14 protein-coding genes are annotated in these 21,264 nt (G+C 71.2%); 6 read left to right on the top strand and 8 right to left on the bottom strand.

Features of this window, described 5'->3' with window-relative positions; genetic code table 11:
- The first annotated feature begins 62 nt into the window (after positions 1-62).
- The 3 genes from PZE19_RS28005 (at position 63) to PZE19_RS27995 (ending at position 4,880) form a co-directional block, all read left to right on the top strand.
- A complete protein-coding gene (locus PZE19_RS28005) occupies positions 63-3,680 on the top strand; it encodes a DEAD/DEAH box helicase (protein ID WP_277863900.1) in 3,618 nt (1,205 codons plus the stop codon).
- Between the two features lie 92 nt (positions 3,681-3,772).
- On the top strand, positions 3,773-4,498 hold the full coding sequence (locus tag PZE19_RS28000; protein ID WP_277863899.1) for a leucine-rich repeat domain-containing protein: 726 nt from the start codon (positions 3,773-3,775) through the stop codon (positions 4,496-4,498).
- Positions 4,499-4,526: 28 nt separating this feature from the next.
- Entirely contained in the window at positions 4,527-4,880 is a 354-nt protein-coding gene (locus PZE19_RS27995) for a VOC family protein (protein ID WP_277863898.1), read from the top strand.
- Between the two features lie 24 nt (positions 4,881-4,904).
- Here the strand turns inward: PZE19_RS27995 and PZE19_RS27990 are convergent, their stop codons facing one another.
- Together PZE19_RS27990 and PZE19_RS27985 are read right to left on the bottom strand one after the other, a co-directional pair.
- The gene (locus PZE19_RS27990; RefSeq protein ID WP_277863897.1) at positions 4,905-5,675 is read right to left on the bottom strand and encodes a PEP-CTERM sorting domain-containing protein; all 771 of its coding nucleotides are present in this window, start codon (positions 5,673-5,675) and stop codon (positions 4,905-4,907) included.
- 226 nt (positions 5,676-5,901) lie between these two features.
- On the bottom strand, positions 5,902-9,234 hold the full coding sequence (locus PZE19_RS27985; RefSeq protein WP_277863896.1) for a sigma-70 family RNA polymerase sigma factor: 3,333 nt from the start codon (positions 9,232-9,234) through the stop codon (positions 5,902-5,904).
- Positions 9,235-9,431: 197 nt separating this feature from the next.
- Between PZE19_RS27985 and PZE19_RS27980 the strand changes: the two genes are divergently transcribed.
- Positions 9,432-10,886: a family 43 glycosylhydrolase gene (locus PZE19_RS27980; RefSeq protein WP_277863895.1), complete on the top strand. Its 1,455-nt coding sequence runs from the start codon at positions 9,432-9,434 to the stop codon at positions 10,884-10,886.
- 13 nt (positions 10,887-10,899) lie between these two features.
- On the opposite strand, the gene PZE19_RS27975 is transcribed toward PZE19_RS27980, so the two are convergent.
- The 6 genes from PZE19_RS27975 to PZE19_RS27950 form a co-directional block, all read right to left on the bottom strand.
- Positions 10,900-11,541, bottom strand: coding sequence for a PEP-CTERM sorting domain-containing protein (locus tag PZE19_RS27975; protein ID WP_277863894.1), 642 nt, complete (start codon positions 11,539-11,541; stop codon positions 10,900-10,902).
- A 736-nt stretch (positions 11,542-12,277) separates the two neighbouring features.
- Positions 12,278-13,396 carry a zinc metalloprotease gene (locus PZE19_RS27970; protein WP_277863893.1) on the bottom strand — a complete coding sequence of 373 codons (1,119 nt, stop codon included), beginning with the start codon at positions 13,394-13,396 and terminating at the stop codon, positions 12,278-12,280.
- Between the two features lie 171 nt (positions 13,397-13,567).
- Positions 13,568-16,501: an alpha-L-rhamnosidase-related protein gene (locus PZE19_RS27965; protein ID WP_277863892.1), complete on the bottom strand. Its 2,934-nt coding sequence runs from the start codon at positions 16,499-16,501 to the stop codon at positions 13,568-13,570.
- Positions 16,502-16,921: 420 nt separating this feature from the next.
- Positions 16,922-17,209: a hypothetical protein gene (locus PZE19_RS27960; RefSeq protein ID WP_277863891.1), complete on the bottom strand. Its 288-nt coding sequence runs from the start codon at positions 17,207-17,209 to the stop codon at positions 16,922-16,924.
- Between the two features lie 132 nt (positions 17,210-17,341).
- Positions 17,342-18,124, bottom strand: coding sequence for an ABC transporter permease (locus tag PZE19_RS27955; RefSeq protein WP_277863890.1), 783 nt, complete (start codon positions 18,122-18,124; stop codon positions 17,342-17,344).
- 33 nt (positions 18,125-18,157) lie between these two features.
- The gene (locus PZE19_RS27950; RefSeq protein WP_277863889.1) at positions 18,158-19,132 is read right to left on the bottom strand and encodes an ABC transporter ATP-binding protein; all 975 of its coding nucleotides are present in this window, start codon (positions 19,130-19,132) and stop codon (positions 18,158-18,160) included.
- A 209-nt stretch (positions 19,133-19,341) separates the two neighbouring features.
- Between PZE19_RS27950 and PZE19_RS27945 the strand changes: the two genes are divergently transcribed.
- Complete coding sequence (locus tag PZE19_RS27945) at positions 19,342-20,283, top strand: hypothetical protein (protein ID WP_277863888.1); 942 nt, start codon at positions 19,342-19,344, stop codon at positions 20,281-20,283.
- 238 nt (positions 20,284-20,521) lie between these two features.
- Positions 20,522-21,253 (top strand): PEP-CTERM sorting domain-containing protein, encoded by a 732-nt coding sequence (locus PZE19_RS27940; protein WP_277863887.1) that lies wholly within the window; start codon positions 20,522-20,524, stop codon positions 21,251-21,253.
- Positions 21,254-21,264: the final 11 nt, after the last annotated feature.

The following is a 21,264-nucleotide window of genomic DNA, read 5'->3' as shown; positions in this document are numbered from 1 at the left end:
AAGAGGAGCATCCCTCCGGGGACGGGTCGATCCTCCGGTCGATGCGTTCGGGGTGGGTATCGATGATGGGGATAGCCCAGAAAGTCGCGCGAAACTTCAGCGACGCCGTCCGCGCGAGAGGCCAGTCGTATTTCTCGAAGGGCCGCGTCAGCCTGATGTCGGCGAAGCCCAACGAGGTGGTGGCCCGGGTGCGGGGCACCACCAAGTACCGGGTCCGCGCGCGGCTCCGGGGCGCCCGCCTGCTGGCGACGTGCTCCTGCCCGTACTTCGGGCCCCAGGGCGAGCCCTGCAAGCACCTCTGGGCGACCCTCCTGCTGGCGGACTCGCGGGGCTTCCTCCAATCGCCGCCCAACATGGCCGTGCGGCTGGTGGCCGAGCCCCCCCGCCGGGCCCCCGGCTCGGCCCCGAGCCCCGGCCCCGGCGTCGAGCCCGGCGAGGACCGCCCCCGTCCTGGGCCGATCCCGCCCTCGGGCCCCAGTCCCGGCCCCGGCCTCGAGGGCCCCAACGGCCTGAACCCCGACTACGGCCGCGACGTCATCATCGGCGCCCCCCGGCACCCCGCCTCGCAGGTCCCCAGCCGCCCGGCCCGGGGCCGCAACGCGACCGGCAAGGACCGCCGTCCGCCCCCCGCCCGCGCCCGGGAACGCAACGGCGAGCGGCCGCCGCCGCCGTCCCCGCCCGACGGCCCGAGCGGCGTCTGGACCCCCGCCTCCGCCCGCGAGGCCCGCGCCGCGCGCAACAAGGCCCGCCGCGAGGCCGACGCCGCCGGCCGCGCCGGGCCCAAGGCGGTCAACCGCAACGCCAAGCGGCTGCTGGTCTACGTGCTGGACGTCGCGGCCACCCAGGCGCACAACCAGATCGTCATCGACCTCGCCCGCCGCCAGCGCAAGCCGACCGGCGAGTGGGGCCCGCTGCGGCCGTGGTGGTACGCCCCCAAGGCCGCGCACGTCAAATACGACCCCGAGGACCGCCTGCTGCTGGCCCTGCTCGACGAGGCCCACCACGGCGTCGCCGCCCCCGCCCCCGCCGCGGCCCTCGCCAACGCCCAAGGGCCGGCCGACGAGTCCCGGCCCGGACAGGCGCCGCCGCCGCCGCGGGCCCATCGCAATGCGGCCGCCGACCTCCGCGGCACCCGGCGGTTCATCCTCCGCAAGGACCAGGCGGCCCTGGTCGAGCGCCTGGCGCGCAGCGGCCGGCTCCGGCTCCGCCGCACCGACGGCGAGGACGAGCCCCCCACCATGCGCTGGGACGACGGCCTCCCCTGGCGGTTCGCGCTGGACATCCGCGCCGAGGCCGGCGGCAAGCGCTGGTCGTGGCGCGGCGGCCTCCGCCGCGGCGACAACCGCATGGACCTCGCCGAGCCCCTCGTGCTGCTCCCCGGCCTGCTCGTCCTGGGCGTCGGCCGCGCCGCGCGGTTCGACGACCTGGGGGTCATGACCTGGATCGTCCGGCTCCGCTACGAGAAGGAGATCACCTTCGTCGAGCCCCAGCAGGACCTGATGCTGGGCCGGATCCTGGCCGAGGCCCGGGTCCCGGCCGTCGAGCTGGTCGACTCGCTGGCGCTCGAGGAGATCGTCGCCAAGCCCCGCCCCAGCCTGACCCTGCGCACCCCGCGCCAGAACTGGGGCCTGGCCGCCGACAAGCTGCTCGCCGAGCTGGAGTTCGACTACGACGGCGCCGTGATCCCCGCCGGCCGGACGACGCCCCTGGCCGTCTCGACCGAGCTGGGCCTGGTGATCCGCCGCGACCCCCGCACCGAGTCGGCCGCCGACGTCAAGCTGTTCGAGCTGGGCTTCCGCGAGGCCAAGGACCCCCGGCTCGACCCCAACACGCTGGAGCTCCCCGCCAAGCGGATGGACGCCGTCGCCAAGGAGCTGGTCCTGGCCGGCTGGCGGATCGAGGCCGAGGGCAAGCTCATCCGCCCCGCCGGCGAGTTCAAGCTGGCCCTCTCCACCGGGATCGACTGGTTCGACCTCGACGGCGGCGTCGACTACGGCGGCCAGAGCGTCAGCCTCCCCGAGCTGCTCTCCGCCGCCAAGCGCGGCGACACCATGATCGAGCTGGGCGACGGCTCGATGGGCATGCTCCCGGAGGACTGGCTCAAGAAGTACGGCCTGCTCGCCGACCTCGGCGCCGCCGAGAACGGCGCGCTGCGGTTCAACGCCTCGCAGGCCGGCCTGCTCGACGCCCTGCTCGAGAACCAGCCCGAGATCCAGATCGACGAGGCCTTCGCCCGCGTCCGCAAGAACCTCCGCCAATTCGACGGAGTCGTCGCGCTCGACTCGCCGCCGGGCTTCCACGGCGAGCTCCGCGCCTACCAGCGCGAGGGCCTGGGCTGGCTCGACTACCTCCAGCGCTTCGGCTTCGGCGGCATCCTCGCCGACGACATGGGCCTGGGCAAGACGATCCAGGTGCTGGCCCTGCTCCAGCGTCGGCGGTTCCGCCGCCAGGCCAAGGGCCCCACGCTCGCCGTCGTCCCCCGCTCGCTCGTCTTCAACTGGCTCGCCGAGGCCGAGAAGTTCACCCCGCGGCTCCGGATCATGGACTACACCGGGCCGGGCCGGCACCCGTTCCGCGAGAAGTTCGACGACTACGACCTGATCGTCACCACCTACGGCACCCTCCGCACCGACATCGCCGAGCTGGTGAAGTTCGAGTTCGACTACGTCATCCTCGACGAGGCCCAGGCGATCAAGAACGCCGAGAGCCAGTCGGCCAAGTCGGCCCGGCTGCTGAACGCCCGCAGCCGCCTGGCCATCAGCGGCACGCCCATCGAGAACCACATCGGCGAGCTCTGGTCGATCCTCGAGTTCCTCAACCCCGGCATGCTCGGCAGCGACACCATCTTCAAGCGCTACGCCGGCGCCTCGGCCATCGAGGGCGAGGACCGCGTCCTGCTGTCCAAGGCCCTGCGGCCGTTCATCCTCCGCCGGACCAAGTCCGAGGTCGTCAAGGACCTCCCCGAGAAGACCGAGCAGACCCTCTTCTGCGACATGGAGTCCGAGCAGCGGCGGACCTACGACGAGCTCCGCGTCCACTACCGCGACGCGCTCCTGAAGAAGGACTCCGCCGAGCTGAACCGCTCCAAGATCGAGGTCCTGGAGGCTCTCCTGCGGCTCCGCCAGGCCGCCTGCCACCCCGGCCTGATCGACCAGGACCTGGTGACGAGCCCCAGCGCCAAGCTCGACCTGCTCCTGCCCTCGCTCTCCGAGGTCGTCGAGGAGGGCCACAAGGTCCTGGTCTTCTCGCAGTTCACGTCGTTCCTGTCGATCGTCCGCGAGCGGCTCGACCAGGACAAGCTGGTCTACGAGTACCTCGACGGCCGCACCCGCAACCGCGCCGCCAAGGTGGACCGCTTCCAGAACGACCCCGACTGCCCGATCTTCCTCATCAGCCTGAAGGCCGGCGGCCTGGGCCTGAACCTGACGGCCGCCGAGTACGTGTACCTGCTGGACCCCTGGTGGAACCCCGCCGTCGAGGCCCAGGCCATCGACCGCTCGCACCGCATCGGCCAGACCCAGCACGTCTTCGCCTACCGGCTCATCTGCCGCAACACCGTCGAGGAGAAGATCCTCGAACTCCAGCAGAAGAAGCGCGACCTGGCCGACGCCATCCTCAACGCCGACAACCGGATGATCTCCGGCCTGACCCGCGACGACCTCGAATTCCTGCTCTCCTGACGCGGCCCCCGGCCTGTTGCGGATCCGCGTCGGCCGGGGTATTTTGACCAGCCCACGATCGTTGCGAAGCCGCACCCAGGGAGCCTCCCGCCATGACGCCGCACCGCAGCCTCCTCCTCGCCTCGGCCCTCGCCCTGACCTCGCTCGCCGCCCCGGCCCGCGCCCAGGAGCCCAAGAAGGACGCGCCGGCCCCCGCGCCCGCGGCCGCCCCCGCGCCGCCGGCCGAAGACCCGGCGAAGCTCAAGGAGCAGATCGCGGCCCTGCAGAAGGAGGTCGGCGGCCTCAAGCTCAAGGTCGCCGGGCTGGAGATCGAGAAGCTGGGCGGCTCGCTGACGGTCGACAAGGGGAAGGACGGCGCCGAGGTCGCGACGGTCAACATCCTCAAGAAGTGGTCGGGCGACAAGGACGGCCTGGCCCTCCTGAAGACCATCCCCAACCTGCAGGTCGTCTACATCGACAACGGCCAGGTCGGCGACGCCGCCCTCGCCCCGCTCAAGGAGCTGCCCGGCCTCACCGCCCTGACGTTGATGAGCCCCGGGATCACCGACGCCGGCCTGGAGCAGATCAAGGACCTGAAGGGCCTGACCATGCTCTTCCTGACCAACAGCAAGGTCGGCGACAAGGGCCTGCAGCAGCTCAAGGGCCTCCCCAACCTCCAGGTGCTCGCCCTCAGCCGCACCGAGGTCACCGACGCCGGCCTCGACGTCCTCAAGGACGTGAAGAGCCTCAAGTCCGTCTACCTGATCGGCTCCAAGGTCACCCCCGAGGCCGTCGAGAAGTTCAAGGTCGCCCTCCCCGGCGTCGCCGTCTACAAGTGACCCGCCGAGCCCTCGCGGAGCGCCCGGGATGATCCTGAACCACCTGAACCTGGCCGTCTCCGACGTCCGGGCCGCCCGGGATTTCCTCGTCACGTACTTCGGCCTGGACCCGAAAGGCATGCCGGGCAACGACCGGATCGCCTTCCTGCGCGACGACGCCGGCATGGTCCTGACCCTGACCAACGTCGACGGCGCGCAGGACGTGACCTACCCCGGCGCGTTCCACGTCGGCTTCATCCAGGAGAGCCCGGCGAAGGTCGACGAGATCCACCGCCGCCTCAAGGACGACGGCTTCGACGCCCCCGCTCCGTCGAAGCAGCACGGCTCCTGGACCTTCTACTTCCGCGCCCCCGGCGGCTTCGTCGTCGAGGTGCTGGCCTGAAGGTGCTCGCCTCACGCGCCCCCGTCAGGCCCTGCGGCGCAGCTTGAGGGCCGCCAGCCCGACGCCGGTCGCCAGGAGGACCAGGCCGCCCGGCTCCGGCACCGCCACGGCCTCGAAGAAGAACGCCTCGCCGAAGGCCTGGCCCAGGCCCTGCCCGCCGTAATTCGCCGCCAGGACGCTCGCCCCGGTGTTCGGGTCGACCGAGTAGACCGAGGTCCCGGCCACGGCGTAAAGCACGTCGTCGTCGCCGTTGGCCAGGCCGAAGACGTTCGACGGCGAGAACGGCCCGACCGGCGTGCCGCTCACCGGCCCCAGCCCCACCCGGACGAGCTCGTTCGACGTGCTCGACAGGTAGAGGTCGCCGCCGTGGAACGCCAGGTCGCCCGCCGAGGCGAAGCCGACGTCCCCGATCAGGGAGGCGGCCCCGGTGTTCAGGTCGATCGTGTACAGGCCCCCGCCGCTGTTCCCCATCGTGTAGGCGACCCCGGCGCTGGAGAAGACCAGGGCGTTCGCCGTGTTGAGGCCCAGCGACCCGATCGCGGTGGCGAGCCCGGTGTTCATGTTCACCCGGTAGAAGGTGGTGAAGCTGATCCCGTACAGGTTGCCGGCGGGATCGAAGGCGATGTCGGTCAGCACCACGCCCGCGTTGCCGACCAGCGTGACGTCGCCGGTGGCCACGTCCACCTTGCCGATGTTGCCGTTGGCGTCGTCGACCCACAAGATCGGGCCCGCGCGGACCTCGGACGTCGCGAGGACGAGCGCGACCAGCGACGCCAGATAGGCGAGGTTCTTCATGCGACTCTCCCGGGATCGCGAGGGCGCCCGCGCCCCCGACGTCGGATTACGCCCCCCCGGACGATCGTCGGCCCTTGGAAGGCGCCGGCCGACGCGAACCGATCGCGTCGCCCCGAGGTGGAGCGGATCTTGCAGGTCATTTAAATACGTCGTGATTGAAACGATTACTACATGAAAACCGAGATTAATTATTTCACATCTTGGCTTCATGCCGTGCAACGCTTGCTCAGGGCGATCGGCGCAAAGCCTTCGCGACCGCCTCCTCGATCCCCTCCCCCTGCATCCCGCGGGCGACGATCCTGCCGTCGGGGCCGACGAGGACGAAGGCGGGGACGGCTTGCACCCCGCACGCGGCGTCGAGGCCGGAGAGGCCGCCCTTGAGGAAGCCCATGCTCCAGGGGAGCCTGCGCCCCTCCTGGAACTCGCGGGGCGCGTCGACCGACGCGTCGAGGCTCAGGCTCACGATCGCCAGCCGGTCGTCCCCCGCGAAGGCGGCATGGACGTTCCGGATCTGATCGATCTCGCGGAGGCCTGCGCCGGACCAGGTCGCCCAGAAGGCGAGCAGCACGGTCTTGCCGGCGAAGTCCTCCAGCCTCAGCGGCTCGCCTTCGAGCGTGACGGCGTCGATCGCCGGCGCGACGTCCCCGACGGCGGGCGATCCCTCGCGGAAGTCGGAGCGCATCCGGGATCCGTGGGCCTCTCCCGGCCGCCACGTCCCCAGGTCGAACGGGCCGGCCTTCTCGACCCGGACGACGCCGGCGCGAGGGTAGGAATCCAGGTCCTCGCGGCGCACCAGGATCTCGTACTCCTCGCCGACGACCAGGGACGGCAGCGTGAACCGGCCCTCGTCGTCGGTGACGACCCGGGTGGAGAAGGCGTGGCGGTACGACCGGCCGTCGGCGGACGAAGGGACCTGCCGGCCCCAGGCCAGTTCCAGCCGCGCCGCAGGGCGTCCGTCCGCCTGGAGGAGCCGCCCGGTCGCGGACGCGGTCGGCGTCACCGGCAGGACGACTTCACGCTCGTCGGCGCCGACCAGGAAGACCGAGCCGAGGCGACCTTCGGGGCTCCAGACTCCGAGGAACGCCCGGATGAGGTCCCGCTCCATCCGGAACCTCCCGTCGGCGTCGGCCTTCGCCGGAAACGTCCTCCCGTCGCTCATGGCGACCTCCATCCGCGCGTCCGCGACCGGCGCGCCCGCGGCGTCCACCACGCGGCCCGCGAGCGGACCTCGATCGGGCCGGTCGATCTGCACGTCGCGGTGCAGCTCGGGCTCGTCGCCGACGACCAAGGGCCCTCCGGAGTTCGAGCCGAACATCAAATACGTCCCGGGGCCGAGACGCATCTCGTAACGGCCTTGCGCGTCGACTTTTGCGCTGACGAGATGCGGGGTCGGTCGATAGGACGCATCATCCGTCGCAATCGCCTTCGCCAGGGTCTTGGCGGAGACCTCCTGGGCCGTGACGTGCTCGCCGATCGCGGGGCGACGGTCCGCCCGGAGGGTCGCTCGGCCCTTCAGCATGGTCCCCTTCGCAAGCTGGAAGTCGACCGCCTCGGTCGTCCGGCCCGGCCCCACGACGACGTCGAACCGCGTCGGCGCGGTCCAGGCCGGATCGACGATCCAGACGGCGTAGTCCTCGCCCGGGGCCACTTTCATCTCGAAGCGACCGTCGTCGGTCGTGCGGGTCCGGCCGGAGCCCCGATCCGGAAGCCGTCCCGTGCCCGAGGCGACGACCATCACGTCCTTCGCGGGCGAGCCGTCGGGCAGGACGACACGGCCCTGGACCGTCGCGAGCCGCTCCAATCGCATGACGGCTTCGGACTGTTCCGGCTCGACGACGACCCGGCGGCGGGCGAAGCCCTCGTTCGGTCGCGGCCAGAAGACGAGCGGTTCCGCCGACCGGGGCAACCAGTCGAACGTCGCGACGCCGTCCACGCCGGTGGTCGCGAGATGGATGCGGCTCCAGTAATTGACGCTGCCCTTTCGATCGGCCTTCTTGAGGTACCACACGTGAAGCCCGACGCCGGCCGCCGGCTCGCCCTTCTCGTCGACGGCCTTGACGGCGACGGTTCGCGGGTCGCCGAGCGTGAGGGTGATGGACGCCGGCACGGCGTCGGGCCAGACGCCGTCGCCGTCGTCGGTCGCAAGGGTTTCCGTGAAATCGGCGTAATCGAACCCGGTCGCCGCCTTCTGGGCCACGACCGAGTGCACCCGTCCGTCGGGGGGGATGACCAGGCTCGCCCGGCCGTCGGGCCCGGTCGTCGCGTGGGCGACGGCGTGGAACTCTCCGACGACCTCCACGACCGCGTCGACGACGGGCGCTCCCCGAGGATCGGCCACCCGGACGAGGACGTCCCGCCCCGGCCTGACCATGATCCGCGCCGGGGCCTCGACCTGGGCCCGGGTGAGGTTGGAACCATAGCGGAAGATCGCCAGGCTTCGGCCGTCGGCGGAACGCGCGAGGATCGATCGGCCGTCGACCTTCAAGCCCCCGGGCTTCAGCGTGTAGGAGCCGTCGGGCCCGCTCGTCGCGCGCACCTCGTCGTCGGTGAAGGCGTTGAGCAGCACCTCGGCCCCCGCGACGGGCCGGCCGTCCTCGTCGAGGACCACGCCCCGGATCTGGGGTTCGTCCGGCTTCCGCGCGGGCTCGGGCCCGTCGTCGGCCCGGGGGACGCCGGCGGGCTCGGGCCGCGGCGCTCGACCGACGAATCCCCAGGCGAGGCCGGCGGTCAGGGCCAGCAGGCCGAGGGCCGCGGAGGCGGCGGTCGCGATCGCTTTGAAACGGGCGGCGGCGAGCATGGCGAGGACTCCTTCGGCAAGGGTGGCGACGGCGGCCGGGACGGTCCCGGCGGCGGACTGCGAGGCCATGCGGGCCGAGGCGTCGACCAGCGCGGCCAGTCCGGAAGCCGACGAAGGCCGGGGTGCGAGCGCCGCGGCGAGCGTCCCGACGGCCAGGCCGCGGCGGGTCAGGCGGTCGCGGAGGAGGGAGCGGCCGCGGGCGAGGCGGCTCGACAGGGTCCCCTCGGCGAGGCCGAGGCGCTCGGCGGCGTCGCGGCGCGAGGCGCCTTCCAGCTCGCAGAGCAGGATCGGCTCGCGGTAGCGCCCGGGGAGGCGTTGCAGCTCCTCGTCGAGCGCGGCGCGGAGTTCGAAGAGGTCGGGGTCGGCTTCGATCGCGGGCCGGGAGTCGTCGAGCGCACCCGCTTCCCGGGCGCGGAGCCGCGCCGCACGGCGGCGGGCCTCGCGGGCGGTCCGCACGGCGACGCCGTAGAGCCAGGGCCGGAGGTCGCCGCCGCGTCGGAGCGAGCCCGCCTTGCGCGCCAGCACGAGGAAGACCGCCTGGAAGGCGTCGTCGGCGTCGGGTCCGTCGAGCATGCGGCGGCAGGCCGCCAGCACCATCGGCCCGTGGCGGCGAACCAGGGCCGCGAAGGCGTCCTCGCGGTCCAACCCGCCGCGATCGACGAACCGCTCCAGCAGCCGCGCGTCGTCGAGCGGCCCGACGGGGCCCGACTCGTACAACGCCTGGATTCGCAGGACGGTCTCGTTCGTCGGCCCACCGCTCATCCCGCCGCCCTCCCGCCCGCGTTCGTCGTCGCGCCCCCCACTCTACTGGTCGTGGGAGGGGCCGCGCGTCCCGAAATCCGGGATTCGCCCTCGCGGCCGGCTCACGCCTTTCGATCCGCCCGACGCGGGGTCATGATGGGGGATCGCCGAACGGGGCGGGCGAACGGCGATCGGGTCGGCCCGAGGAGGCTTCTGCGATGAGCAAGACGATGCTGCTGCTCGGGACGATCCTCGCGGTCGCGACCGGCGACGCCGGGGCGCAGGAGGTTCGCGATTTCCATAACATCGTCGCGCCGTCGGGGGCCGATCCCTGGGTCCTCCGGCACGACGACGGCTGGTATTACGTCACCCACACGACGGGGCGCAACGTCGTGCTGCGGCGGTCGAAGACGATCTCGGGGCTGGGCGGGGCGGAGAGCCGCGTCGTGTGGGAGCCGACCCCGGGGACGCCGTTCAGCCGCGACGTCTGGGCGCCGGAGGTCCACCACCTGCGCGGGCGGTGGTACATCTACGTCGCGGCCGACGACGGCGAGAACGCCAACCACCGGATGGTCGTGCTGGAGAACCCGGCGGCCGACCCGTTCGACGGGGCCTTCCTCCTGAATGGCAAGATCGCCGACCCCGCCTCGGACCGCTGGGCCATCGACGGCTCGGTGCTGCGAATGGGCGCGGGCGAGTCCGAGCGGCTGTACTTCGTCTGGTCGGGCTGGGAAGGGGACCGGAACGTCGACCAGCGGATCTACATCGCGCCGATGGGCGACCCCCTGACGATCTCCGGGCCGCGGGTCGAGCTGTCGCGGCCGACGTTCCCGTGGGAGACCGCCGCGGGGCCGCCGACGATCAACGAGGGGCCCCAGCCGCTGATACGCGACGGCCGCGTGTTCCTGGTCTACTCGGCGGCCGGGAGCTGGAGCGACTCCTACTGCCTGGGGATGCTGGCGCTGAAGGCCGGCGCGGACCCGCTCGACCCGGCGGCGTGGATGAAAACCGGGAAGCCGGTCTTCGCGAGCGGCGACGGCGTGGTCGCGCCGGGGCATTGCTCGTTCACGAAGTCGCCCGACGGGATGCAGGACTGGATCGTCTACCACGCGGCCAAGCGGCCCGGCTCGGGCTGGTCGCGCTCGATCCGCGCGCAGCCGTTCGGCTGGGACGCCGAGGGCCTTCCCGACTTCGGCGTCCCGAAGTCGCCCGACCGGCCGATCCCCCTCCCCTCCGGCGAGCCCGGGCGGCTGCGGTTCGAGGCCGAGGCCGCCCGCCTCGAAGGCCCCGCGCGGGCCGTCGGCGACGACGGATCCGGGGGTTCGAAGGTCGTCGGCCTGACCGGTCCCGAGGCTCGCGTGACCTTCGACGTCGGCGTCGAGAAGGCGGGGACCTACGTGGGGGCCGTTCGCTATCGCACCGACCCGGCCGCCGCGGACGACCGCATCGACCAGCGCCTGCTGGTGAACGGCCGCCCGGCGGGGACGATCGCCTATGCCGATTCGGGAGGCGGGAGGTGGTCGGTCGCCTTCGCCCGCCTCCCGCTCCACGCCGGGCCGAACCGCGTGTCGTTCGCCCCGGGGCACGGGCGGGCCGAGATCGACAGCCTCGACGTCATCCTCGACCCGCCGGGGGCGGTGGTCCCGCCCCCGGAGACTCAGGACGCGCGTTGAGCCGCGAACGCCGTCAGGCCGCCGCGCGACGCCGGCGACGGGCCCAGACGACCGGCGCGACGGCCCCGAGCCCCAGCATCAGGATCGAGGAGGGTTCGGGGACGCTCTCCAGGAAGAGGGTCACGGTCCCGTCGGTGCCGCCGTTCGAGGAGGTGTGGTAACGCAGGGTGAGGGGAGACCGGATGAAGGGGAAATTGTCGTACGTCTGGATCGTGAAGATCCCCAGGGAGAGCGGCGACGGCCCCCCGTTGAAGATCGGCGCGCCGGCTCCGGTCGTGAAAACGAACGTGAAGGTGACGTCCGCATAATCGACGAGCGGTTGCGAGATGATGCCGGGCCACGGCAACTGATCCGACTGCGTCACGATGTCCGCGTCCCAGCCGGTGCCGGTCGGAGAAACAGGCTCGCCCGTCAAGGAGAGGCCGTTCACCCCGGGGACGCCGAAGATGGTGATCGTATCGAACTGCGTGAGCGTGGATCCGGCATCCAGGAACGCCTCGAAGGAGAACTGGTAGATGGGGTCGGCGATGGGGGTGATGCCGCCCTTGGGGGGACGGCTGATGATCACGCCGGCCGTGCAGGGCGGGGCGGCGAACGCGGCGCCGAGGGTCGCCGCCAGGACGACCAAGGCCGCACGGCTCAGGCGACGAGACATTTGAAGCATAGGATTCTCCCGGTCGTCCGGATGAGGGCTGATGATGAGTGGCGACGTCTGGGTGAAGCCTCGTCCCTGAGGATCGGGCGGGTCGCGCGGTCCGGGCATCCTCGCCGCACCGTCGACGTCTCGACGCGGCGTCGAGAGGCTGCGTCCTCGGACGTGGATCCGGGGGCCGGGGGGACTCCCCGGCCGGGCGGCGATCCGCTGGAAGACCCCAGGTCCGCGCGACATCCCCTGGAGAATGCATGCGGTCCCGGTGGTCGGGTCGCATTCTAACAACCTGCGCCGTTCTCTTACAAGGATGTCCGTTCGTTAATGATGCGAATATTAATCATGGGGCGGGATGAAGCCCACGCGGCGACTTGCAGATGCTTTAAATGGCATGAAATCGGGAAATCAAAAAGAACCGCCCCCAGCCGGTGAAGCCGTAAGGGCAGGACGGATCGTTCGCTACGGCGAGGTGGCCGAGGATGGACGCAGCTCCGGCCTTCGCGAGGCCACGCCCGGGCGATCGATCGAGGACCGACCGCGCGGGATGACAATAAGATGCGAAATGTTCGGATCGGTGGCCGGCGCGGCCGGACGCCGAGCTTCCGGTCGATCGCGCCTTCGATGGGATGCGCCTCGACGCCCCCGGCGCGATCCCCGTCGGGGGCGTCGACGGCTCGGCTCGTCATGCGGCCCTCCGAACCCCGAGCGGTCGACGCCGTCCCGGCGCGGCGGGCGGTTCGCGTCAATGGTCCTTGAGCCGCCTGCGGATCTCGTCCACGTCCCTGAGCCGCCGCTCGTAGAAGCCCCGGAACTTGGCCGGCACCTGCCGGTTCTCGGACAGCTCCTTGAACAGCTTCGACCGCATGAACAGGTCGCCGGCCATCTCGTCCTTGTCGTGCGGGTAGGCCTGGGCCGCCCCCGCCTTGTCCTGGGCGGAGAGCACGACGTTCTCGAAGTCGGTGTAGCACTCGCTCATCCGGCCCGACGCGAACATCGACGCGTCGAAGTAGTACTTCATGATCGAGAGCTTGTCGAACGGGCCGGCCACCATCGAGCTGGACGCCGGCAGTTGCTTCAGGTTGAAGTCCACCTTCTGGCGGCTCCAGTTGTTCGGCGGCCCGCCCAGCTGCGTGTAGAGGCCCGGCCGACGGCCCGCGGAGTCGGCGACGAACTGGCCCACCCCGTCGGTGGTCCGGACGTAGCCGGCGTCGTCGTCGAAGCGGAAGTCGCACGCCGGCCCCCCCTGGTGTTCGTGCTCGAAGCCGATGGCGTGGCCGAACTCGTGGAGCGCGACCCCCTTCCAGTCGGCGGGGGGGTTCACGTCGAAGCGCTCCAGGTTCAGCGACTCCTCGCCCGGATGGGTGATGACGTCGTCGATGCCGTCGGTGCCGACGAGCGAATAATAGCCGCGGCGGTCGAACGAGACCCGGATGTCGGCGGCGTAGGTCGCGTCGGTGGGCTGCCACGTCCGGTACTTGCCGGTCGCCGGATTCAGCCCGAAGTCGAATTTGAGGTTCGCGTACCGGGTCCATTCCGAGACCACGTCGGCGATCTCGCGGCGTCTCGCCTCGCTGCCGCCCCGGAAGGCGACCGTGATCGTCTGGCCGGGCGTCCAGCGCTTGGAGAAGCGGACGACGAATCCGGGCGCCGCGCCGCCGCCCTGCGCGGGCTGGCTGAAAGCCTCGCGACGCTCCCTGAGGCGCTCCTCGATCTTGTCCGGCAGGGCCTCCAACCTCGTCGCGATGGCGTCCAGGGCCGCGGAGGCGGGCGTCGGGGCCTGCTGGAACCCCCGGGCGGGGGAAGCCGCCGCGACCATGCAGGCCGCCGTCAGGAAAGGTCCGCCAAGCCACGAAGCTCTCATGGTGCGACTCCTGCTGATTCCTCGCGAACACGGATGAGGTTCGGACCGGCGGAGGTCTTTTCAAGACGGCCCTGACGTCGAGGGCGTCGCCGCGAACGAACATCAAGATCTAACGAAGCACGCCGAGAATGCTTACAAAAGGATCGCCCGCGGGGGGCGGCGACGCCGGCCTCACGGCGCGGGCCGGCCGTTGAACGTCACGGCCTTGCCGGCCGTCTCCGGGTTGCGGCCGACGGTCAGCGCGACGCCCTTCGGGCCGGCGGCCTGGATGGCCAGGGCGCCCTTGTCGTCGAGCGTCCACGAGACGACGACCGGGCCCCTGGCGGTGACGACCGTCCCCTTGGCCCACGACAGGCCCGAGGGCCTGGGGTTGATCTCGAAGGCGGCGGAGCCCGCCGCGACGGGCCGGACGCCCAGGATGATGCGCGGGAGGTACAGGTTGGGGGCCGACGACCAGGCGTGGCAGTGGCTCCGCGTCGGGAAGCCGCCGCCGCCGGTCGTGCCGCTGGCGAAGCTCTCCCAGACGGTCGTCGCGCCGGCGTCGAGCATCGGCAGGTAGTTCTTGTAGATCTCGGCGACGATCGCGTCCTCGCGGCCGAGGGCCTCCATCGCCCCGTAGTGGTAGAGCGCGGCGAACGGCGAGCCGACGCGCACCATGCCCTCCGGCGGCGCCAGGACGTTCTTCGCCGCGGCGGCCCGGTTCGCCGGGTCGACGACGTCGAACAGCACCGCCAGGAAGCTCGTGTGCTGGCTGGTCGACGGGCTGGGCTCGCCGTCGTCGCGGACCGAGTCGGGGTACGCCCCCTTCGCGGGGTTCCAGAGGGCGTTCACCCCCGTCGCCAGCCGGGCGCGGGTCGCCTTCAGCCAGTCGTCGCGCGAGTGGTCGCCGAGGACCTCCGCCGACTTCAGCGCGGCGTCGATCGCCCCGATGAAGAAGAGGCTGTTGTGCACGACCGTCTTGCGGTTCTGGTCGATGCCCGACCAGTCGAAGAAGTTCCAGAAGGGGCCGCTGAAGAGGGCGTGCCGGTCGATGTACTTCTCGGCCCTTTCGAGGTTCTTGAGCGCCGCGGGCTGGAAGGCGCGCAGGGCCTCGACGTCGCCGGTGTACCAGTAGTAGTCCCAGATCGAGATCCCCCAGAGGAAGCTCCAGGCCGGGATCAGCACGTCCCACGACGAGGGCGTCTGGCAGCCGGCGAACGGGTATCGCTCGATCGAGTCGGCCGTGATCCGGATGCAGCGCCGCGCCAGGTCGGTCGCGCCGAAGACCTGGTACGCCAGCAGCGACTCGTTGCGCGCGTCGCCGACCCAGTGGGTCTGCTCGTACAGCGGGCAGTCGGTGAACGTGTCCTCCATGCAGAGCTTGAGGGTCCGCGTCGAGATCGCCCAGATCCGATCCAGCCGGGGGTCGCTGCACGCGAAGCTCCCCACCTGCTCCACCGGGTAGGTCGACTCGATCAGCCGGAAGTTGCGGATCGCCACCGGCGTCTTCTGACGCCGCAGGGTGATGAACACGTACCGGCCCGAGCGGCGTTTCAGGGACGTGAACGTGTTCACGCCGTTCTTGGCGACGTAACGCATGCCGTTGCGGTTGCCCAGCGGGAACTGGATTCGGCCGTCGGGCGCGATGTACTCGACCTCGAAGACGTCCACGGCCACCCCGGCGTCGGCCACCAGCTCGAAGTCGTAGTAGCCGACGTTCTGCTCGCCCAGGTCGTACAGCAGCTCGACGTCCCCGTCGGGGCTGGGCCGGACGGTCGTCGCCGAGGGCGACTCGTGCATCAGCGCGGACGGGTCGGAGACGAGCGCGTCGGCCGGCCCGACGACCTTGCGGCCCAGGAACCGCCAGTAGGGGTCGCGCACGAACATCTCGGCGACGGTCATCTGCTTGACGCGCTCGCCCAGCTTGGCCCGGAAGACGTCGACCGACCTGACCGACTTCAGCAGCTCGGCCTTGGCGGCGTCGTACCCCTGCTCGGCTTTGGCGGCCTCGGGGCGGGTTTCGAGGGCGGGCCAGACGAGGTCGTCGCCGACCACGGCGAACTCGGGGAAGGCGAGGAAGCAGAACGGGTTCGTCTGGTCGTCGCCCATCGGGTTGACCAGGCGGAAGCCCTTCGGGTCGAGGAATCGGACGGCCTTCTCCTTGTCGTGGCCGAAGATGTTGCGGACGAAGCCCAGGAGCAGGTGCCGGCCGGCGGCGAGCTTGAAGACGCCGTCCTTGGCCGTCGCGCCGTCGATCGCGACCTCGATGTTGTCGTTCTCGACGCGGACCTCGCATGGCTCGTCGTTGACGATCAGGGTCGCCAGGCCGCAGGCGCAGCTCGTGTTGTTGTTGGCCTCGATCAGCCCGGGGTGGACCAGCCGGGCGGCGGGCAGGCAGAAGTTCCAGCCCTCGGCCCGGACGACGTTCGCCCCCAGGAACGCCCTGAGCGCGACGGGCTGGCGCGTGAGCAGGGCGACGTCGCGCGGGCGGAGGTCCTTCCAGGGGCCGCCGGTCGCCGTCGCGACGACCTTCGCCGGCCCGTACGGAGGGGCGGCTTCGAGGGTCGCGTCGTACAGCTCGGCGGGCTCCATCTGGATGCTGACCTTGGGCGTGTTGCGGATCCACGCCTCGGCCGGCGCGACCATCCAGGACGCGTCGCTGGCCACGGTCGTCGTCCGCTCGTCGCCCTCCTCGACGTCGATCTGCACGAGCAGCCCGGCGCGTTTGGGGACCCTGTGGAAGTCGCCGACGCCGTAGTACCGCGCCACGACGGCGACCTCGTTCTCGCCCGGGCGGAGGTACGGCGTGACGTCGAAGTCGTCGTACTGGTAGTGCTCGGCCCAGGCCCGGCAGGGGCCGTCGTTGACCCACCGGCCGTTGATCGAGAGCCGGTAGGAGCTGTCGGCCGTGATCCGCACCCGCCCCCGCAACGGCCGCTCGATCGTGAAGCCCTTCTTCGCCAGGATCGTCTGGTTGTAGGGGGTCGTCTCCTCCTGGTCGAGCCAGATCCAGCTCGCCGTCAGCTCCCCGCCCGGGGCCGGCTTCGCCGCGTCGCCCGCCCTCGCCGCGGCCGCCCCGACCGACGCGCACACCACCAGCCACAACGCGACCCGCGACGTTCTCATGATCCTGCCATCCTGTTCCAACGCGTCTCGGCGGCGACCGCCGCGCCTCGCACCCGCCCGATCATACCCCCGCCCCGGGGGCGATCCCAGGGGGCGGCCGCGGCCGGTCGTCCTCCGGTACGACTCCTTCGGCACGGCGCACGCTTGGCGGAGGGTCATGCAGGCCCGGGGAGACGCGGGGCTCGCGGTACTCGCGGAGGAGTTCCGCGCGCTCGTGCGCGAGATCGGCCACGGCGGCGGGCGGCCGCTCACGCGGGTCGCGCACGATTTCGGCCGACGCGCCCGGCCTACCGCGGCGAACCGGGCGGCTGTCGGAGACCGTTCCAAAGAGTCGGCTGGAGCCCCGGACGACGGCCTTCCCCTCGCGAGGGGATGCCGTCGAAAGGCCTCGCCTTTCGACCTTCAAGGGCCGGCAGTCCCTCAGACCTCGGCGGTCGCCCAGCTCGTGGGCTTGGCCGTCGAGACCGGCCGGGAGCGGCCGACGCCGATGAAGGTCAAGGCCGCGCCGAGGCCGAGGCAGGCCCAGTGGGAGCCCCCGAAGTCGGTCGGCTCCAGGGCGTTGGGCAGGACGACGTGGTTCGAATTGCTGTTGTAGAACCGCTCGATCCGCTCCTTGTCCTGGGCGTTCGAGATCGCGTGCAGGAAGATCGGCGACAGGACGAGGACGGCGCCGACGATGATCAAGAGCAGGCCGTTGTTACACTTCACGGTTCGTATCCCGGATTGGATCGTGCGAGAGGCGGCCCGGACGGTCGGGCGCGGGACGTGGAATGTGTTCGCCGACCCCGGGGGAAAATTGAGGACGACCGGCGATCATGAAAAGGTTCGAATCCGTCCTCGTCAATCCAGCCGCCCCAGGCCCCGGTTGCGGCTCTTGTGGAACATGAAGCCGAAGAACGCGACGGCGGCGGTGAGGTATGCGATGTTCAGCGCGAAGCTGATCGCCAGCTCGCGGACGGGGGTCGGGCCGCCGCGGAGGATCTGCCGCATGCCCTCGAAGACGTAGGTCATGGGCAGGGCGTGCGAGACCACCTGCGCCCAGCCGGGGAGCGCGTCGACGGGGTAGTACACGGCGCTGAAGGGGGCCAGGCCGAAGCCCGCCATCCACGCCACCATCTGCAGCCGACGGCCGAAATAGATGATCACGGCCGACGACGTGAAGCCCATGAACCAGCCCGACATCAGGAGCGAGAAGACGAACGGCAGGATCGTCCAGCCGACGTCGAAGATGTTCAGCCGGTAGAGCAGCCAGAGCGCCCCGGCCCCCACCACCATCGTCAAGACGTTCTTGATCATCCCCAGCAAAACCAGGCCCGTGGCCCACTCCCAGACCGTCAGGGGGGTCGCGAACAGGTTCACCAGGTTCTGGTTCCAGAACTCCTCCAGGAGGTTCACCGAGATCTCGTAGTCGGCGCGGTAGACCACCTGCCAGAAGACGACGCCCGTCAGCACGACGAGCGCCAGGTGGGGGACGGACGACGACGACTCGACCCACCGGCTGGTCAGGCCCCAGAGGGTCAGGTCGATCACCGGCCAGTAGATCGACTCGGCCCAGCGGTCGAGGGTCCTCGGGAAGAGGTACAGGTGGCGCATCACGACGCCCTGGATCCGGAGCCAGCTCATGACATCACTCGTCGGCGGTGAAAGGATGAGAACTCAGGGCGCGGTCGGCGCCGGGTCGGGCTCGCCCCGGCGGCGGGCGATGTGCAGGAAATAGTCTTCCAGCGTCGGCTTGCGGATCGCGATCTCGGTGTAGCGGACGTCGGCCGAGGCGAGCGCCGCGAGGAACCCGGCGACGTCGGGCTCGTCGATCTCGACCTCGATCACGCCCCCCTCCTCTTGGGTCGTATCCAGCTCGCGGGCGGCGGCGATGCGGGCGACGTCGTCCAGGCCGCGGTCGACCTTGAGCCGGACCTTGGCCCAGGCGACGGTCGCGGCCAGCTCGGAGGGGCGGCCCTCGGCGGCGATCCGGCCCCGGTCGAGGAAGACGACGCGGTGGCAGATCTCGGCGACCTCGTCCATGTTGTGCGAGGTGTGCAGGACCGACACGCCGTCCTCCTCGCACTGCTGGCGCACGAAGTCGCGGACCTCGAGCGCCACGTCGGGGTCGAGCGAGGCCGTCGGCTCGTCGAGCAGGACGATCTCGGGCCGGGGCAGGAACGCCTTGCAGAGCGTCACCCGCGTCGTCTGCCCGGCCGAGAGCGCGGACATCGTCCGCTTGCGGTTGTCCCACATCCCGAACCGATCCAGCAGCACCCGCGTCCGCGCCTTGCGATCGCCGGCCGGCATGTCGTAGAGCCGCGCGAAGACGTCGAGGTTCTCCTCCACCGACAGCAGCGAGGGGAGCTTCGAGTAGGCGCTCGCGTACCCGACCTTCGCCAGGATCGCCGAGCGGTGCCGCGCCAGGTCGCGGCCGTCGTAGAGGATCCGCCCCGACGTGGGGGTGAGCGTCGAGAGCAGCATCTGGATCGTCGTCGTCTTGCCCGCCCCGTTGGGCCCGAGCAGGCCCAGGATCTCGCCCCGCGCCATCGCGAACGAGAGGCCGGCGACCGCCGTCACCGGCTTGCGACGCCCGAACGTCTTCGTCAGCTCGATCACCTCGAGCGCCGGCGTCCCTTCGGCCACGGCCATCGTCCCCGCCTCCTCACCCTCGACCCGGGCGACCCCGCGCCGGCGACGACCCCTCGACCTCGATAGACCCGCCCCGACGCGCCCGGGTTCGCGGGGCGATTCTCCCAGAACCGGGCACGCCACTTGCAGGATACATTAGTTCAGTATCCCGGAGGGGCCGTCGGCGACGGTCCCCGACAAGACTCTAGGACAGGGAATGGGAGACGATCATGGCCGAGAAGCGAGCGACGAAGGCGAAGGCCGGTTCCAGGGCGAAGACCAAGGCCGCGGGGGCGAAGTCGAAGTCGGCCCCGTCCAAAGCGAAGGTCGCCGGGCCGAAGCCGGCGAGCGACCCGAAGCCGATGAAGGAGCAGGCCGGCGAGCCGGGGCTGCGGGGCCGGGAGGTCGAGCCCGGCGCGGAGGGCCCGGTGCTGGAGCGAGGCGACCTCTTCTTCTTCTACCGGCCGGACGTGGACGAGGCCGCGCCGCAGGGGCTGGTCGACGTGCGGCGGTTCCATGTCGTCCTGCGTCCCGAGGGGGGCGACGGCCTGCGGCTGATCACGGTGGGCCGCAAGACGCTCCCCGAGGCCGCCGACGAGGGCCGCAGCCATTGGGCCTTCGTCGACCGCATTTTCGACGCGCCCGACGCGCTCCGCGAGGCGCTCGCGGGTTCGACGTATGAGACCGAGACGGTGGGCGAGCGGACGCTGCCCGAGGCCCGCCCGGCCGGCGAGGGCTCGTACGCCCTGGTGCGACACGGGCGGAGCACGATCCTCGCCTACGCCCTGGCCGTCCCCGAAGAGCCGGGCGAGGTGCAGCGCGCGTTCCACATCGAGCGGGAAGGCCGCTTCGCGCTGGCCGTCAAGAACCCCGAGGCCGGCTCTCCCGCGGGCGTCGGCCTGGAGGAGGATCGCCGGGTCGAGTTCCCGGAGGAGCTTCAAAACCGCTTCGGCTCGCGCCGCTGGTCGCCCGTCGACCCGCCCGCGTTCCTCGACCACGAGGGGGCCGAGCTGGTCCTGATCGGGGGCCGCGAGGCCGCCGAGGACCTGGGCGTCGACCTGGAACTCGACGCCGAGCCCCGCGACGAGGACGACGCCGAGGTCTTCCGCGAACTCCACCTCGACAAGTCCGACCGCACCATCCGCCCCCTCTTCGAGGGCGACTGGAGCTGACCGCGGCCGGGCTCGCGGCGCAGCACGCCCGCGAGCCCGGTGGCTCGTCGAGCGTCGTCCGCCAGCCCCTCGTCGACCGGGCGCCCTCTTTGTGGGGTCCCGCATGCGTCGGCATGGATTCCCGAAGCGATCCATGTGATCTTGCTCGATGGGCGACCTGCGGATAGCGTCCTCAATCGGCGGGGTTTCGACCGGCCGGGATCGGCGGCGGGCCCGGCTCCAGCGAGGAGACGCGAACATGATGTGGTCAAGGACGGCCGTGACGGCGAGTTTGTTGGCGTTCGGCGTGACGTTCGGCGGGGGCGGATCGGCGCGGGCGTCGAAGCTGCTGACGTTCGAGGACGTCTACGGCGTCGTGGGCGAGATGCCGATTTACAGCGGTTACGGCGGCCTGGACTGGCAGAACGTCGAGGTCATGAACCTCGACTGGTGGCGGAACAACCTCTATGCCGCAAACGGTTACGTCCACGGCGCGACGTCGGGCTCCCAGGTCGCGTGGCTGCCCCTGTCCGTCGCCACGCCGGGCACGACCTCGGCCGTCATCAGCAGCCCCACCCCGTTCGGCTTCACGAGCGCCCAGCTCACCTCGGCGTGGAACGACGACCTGAAGGTTCAGGTCGACGGCTATTTGAAGGGCCAACTCGTGGGCTCGCGGACGTTCGTCCTGAATCCGGACGGGCCGACGCTCGCCGAACTCGACTTCAAGGCGGTCGACTCCGTGCGGATGACGGCCTCGGGCGGGACCCTCGATCCGGCCTTCGGCTCGCCGAGCGACCCCAACTGGCTCCCCACGCCCAACCTCGTCATCGACGACGTCCGACTCGACGCCGCGGCCGACCCCGACGGATCCCCGCCGACCGAACCGACCGGCCCGATCCAACCGACGCCCGTGCCCGAACCCTCGACGCTGGCCGTCGCCGGGCTGCTCGTCGCCGGCTGGTGGCTCCGTTCGCGACGGCCCGCCGCCTGACGAGTTCGACG

The sequence above is a fragment of the Paludisphaera mucosa genome (assembly GCF_029589435.1).
In the GTDB taxonomy this organism is placed as follows: Bacteria; Planctomycetota; Planctomycetia; order Isosphaerales; family Isosphaeraceae; genus Paludisphaera; species Paludisphaera mucosa.
The sequence above is the reverse complement of the archived record's forward strand: the minus strand, read 5'-3'. Positions and strand labels throughout refer to the sequence as shown.

Excerpts from the sequence above, each read along its gene's own strand:
- PZE19_RS28005 (WP_277863900.1), top strand. The coding sequence starts at position 63 with ATGATGGGGATAGCCCAGAAAGTCGCGCGAAACTTCAGCGACGCCGTC.
- PZE19_RS28000 (WP_277863899.1), top strand. The coding sequence starts at position 3,773 with ATGACGCCGCACCGCAGCCTCCTCCTCGCCTCGGCCCTCGCCCTGACC.
- PZE19_RS27995 (WP_277863898.1), top strand. The coding sequence starts at position 4,527 with ATGATCCTGAACCACCTGAACCTGGCCGTCTCCGACGTCCGGGCCGCC.
- PZE19_RS27990 (WP_277863897.1), bottom strand. The coding sequence starts at position 5,675 with ATGAAGAACCTCGCCTATCTGGCGTCGCTGGTCGCGCTCGTCCTCGCG.
- PZE19_RS27985 (WP_277863896.1), bottom strand. The coding sequence starts at position 9,234 with ATGAGCGGTGGGCCGACGAACGAGACCGTCCTGCGAATCCAGGCGTTG.
- PZE19_RS27980 (WP_277863895.1), top strand. The coding sequence starts at position 9,432 with ATGAGCAAGACGATGCTGCTGCTCGGGACGATCCTCGCGGTCGCGACC.
- PZE19_RS27975 (WP_277863894.1), bottom strand. The coding sequence starts at position 11,541 with ATGTCTCGTCGCCTGAGCCGTGCGGCCTTGGTCGTCCTGGCGGCGACC.
- PZE19_RS27970 (WP_277863893.1), bottom strand. The coding sequence starts at position 13,396 with ATGAGAGCTTCGTGGCTTGGCGGACCTTTCCTGACGGCGGCCTGCATG.
- PZE19_RS27965 (WP_277863892.1), bottom strand. The coding sequence starts at position 16,501 with ATGAGAACGTCGCGGGTCGCGTTGTGGCTGGTGGTGTGCGCGTCGGTC.
- PZE19_RS27955 (WP_277863890.1), bottom strand. The coding sequence starts at position 18,124 with ATGAGCTGGCTCCGGATCCAGGGCGTCGTGATGCGCCACCTGTACCTC.
- PZE19_RS27950 (WP_277863889.1), bottom strand. The coding sequence starts at position 19,132 with ATGGCCGTGGCCGAAGGGACGCCGGCGCTCGAGGTGATCGAGCTGACG.
- PZE19_RS27945 (WP_277863888.1), top strand. The coding sequence starts at position 19,342 with ATGGCCGAGAAGCGAGCGACGAAGGCGAAGGCCGGTTCCAGGGCGAAG.
- PZE19_RS27940 (WP_277863887.1), top strand. The coding sequence starts at position 20,522 with ATGATGTGGTCAAGGACGGCCGTGACGGCGAGTTTGTTGGCGTTCGGC.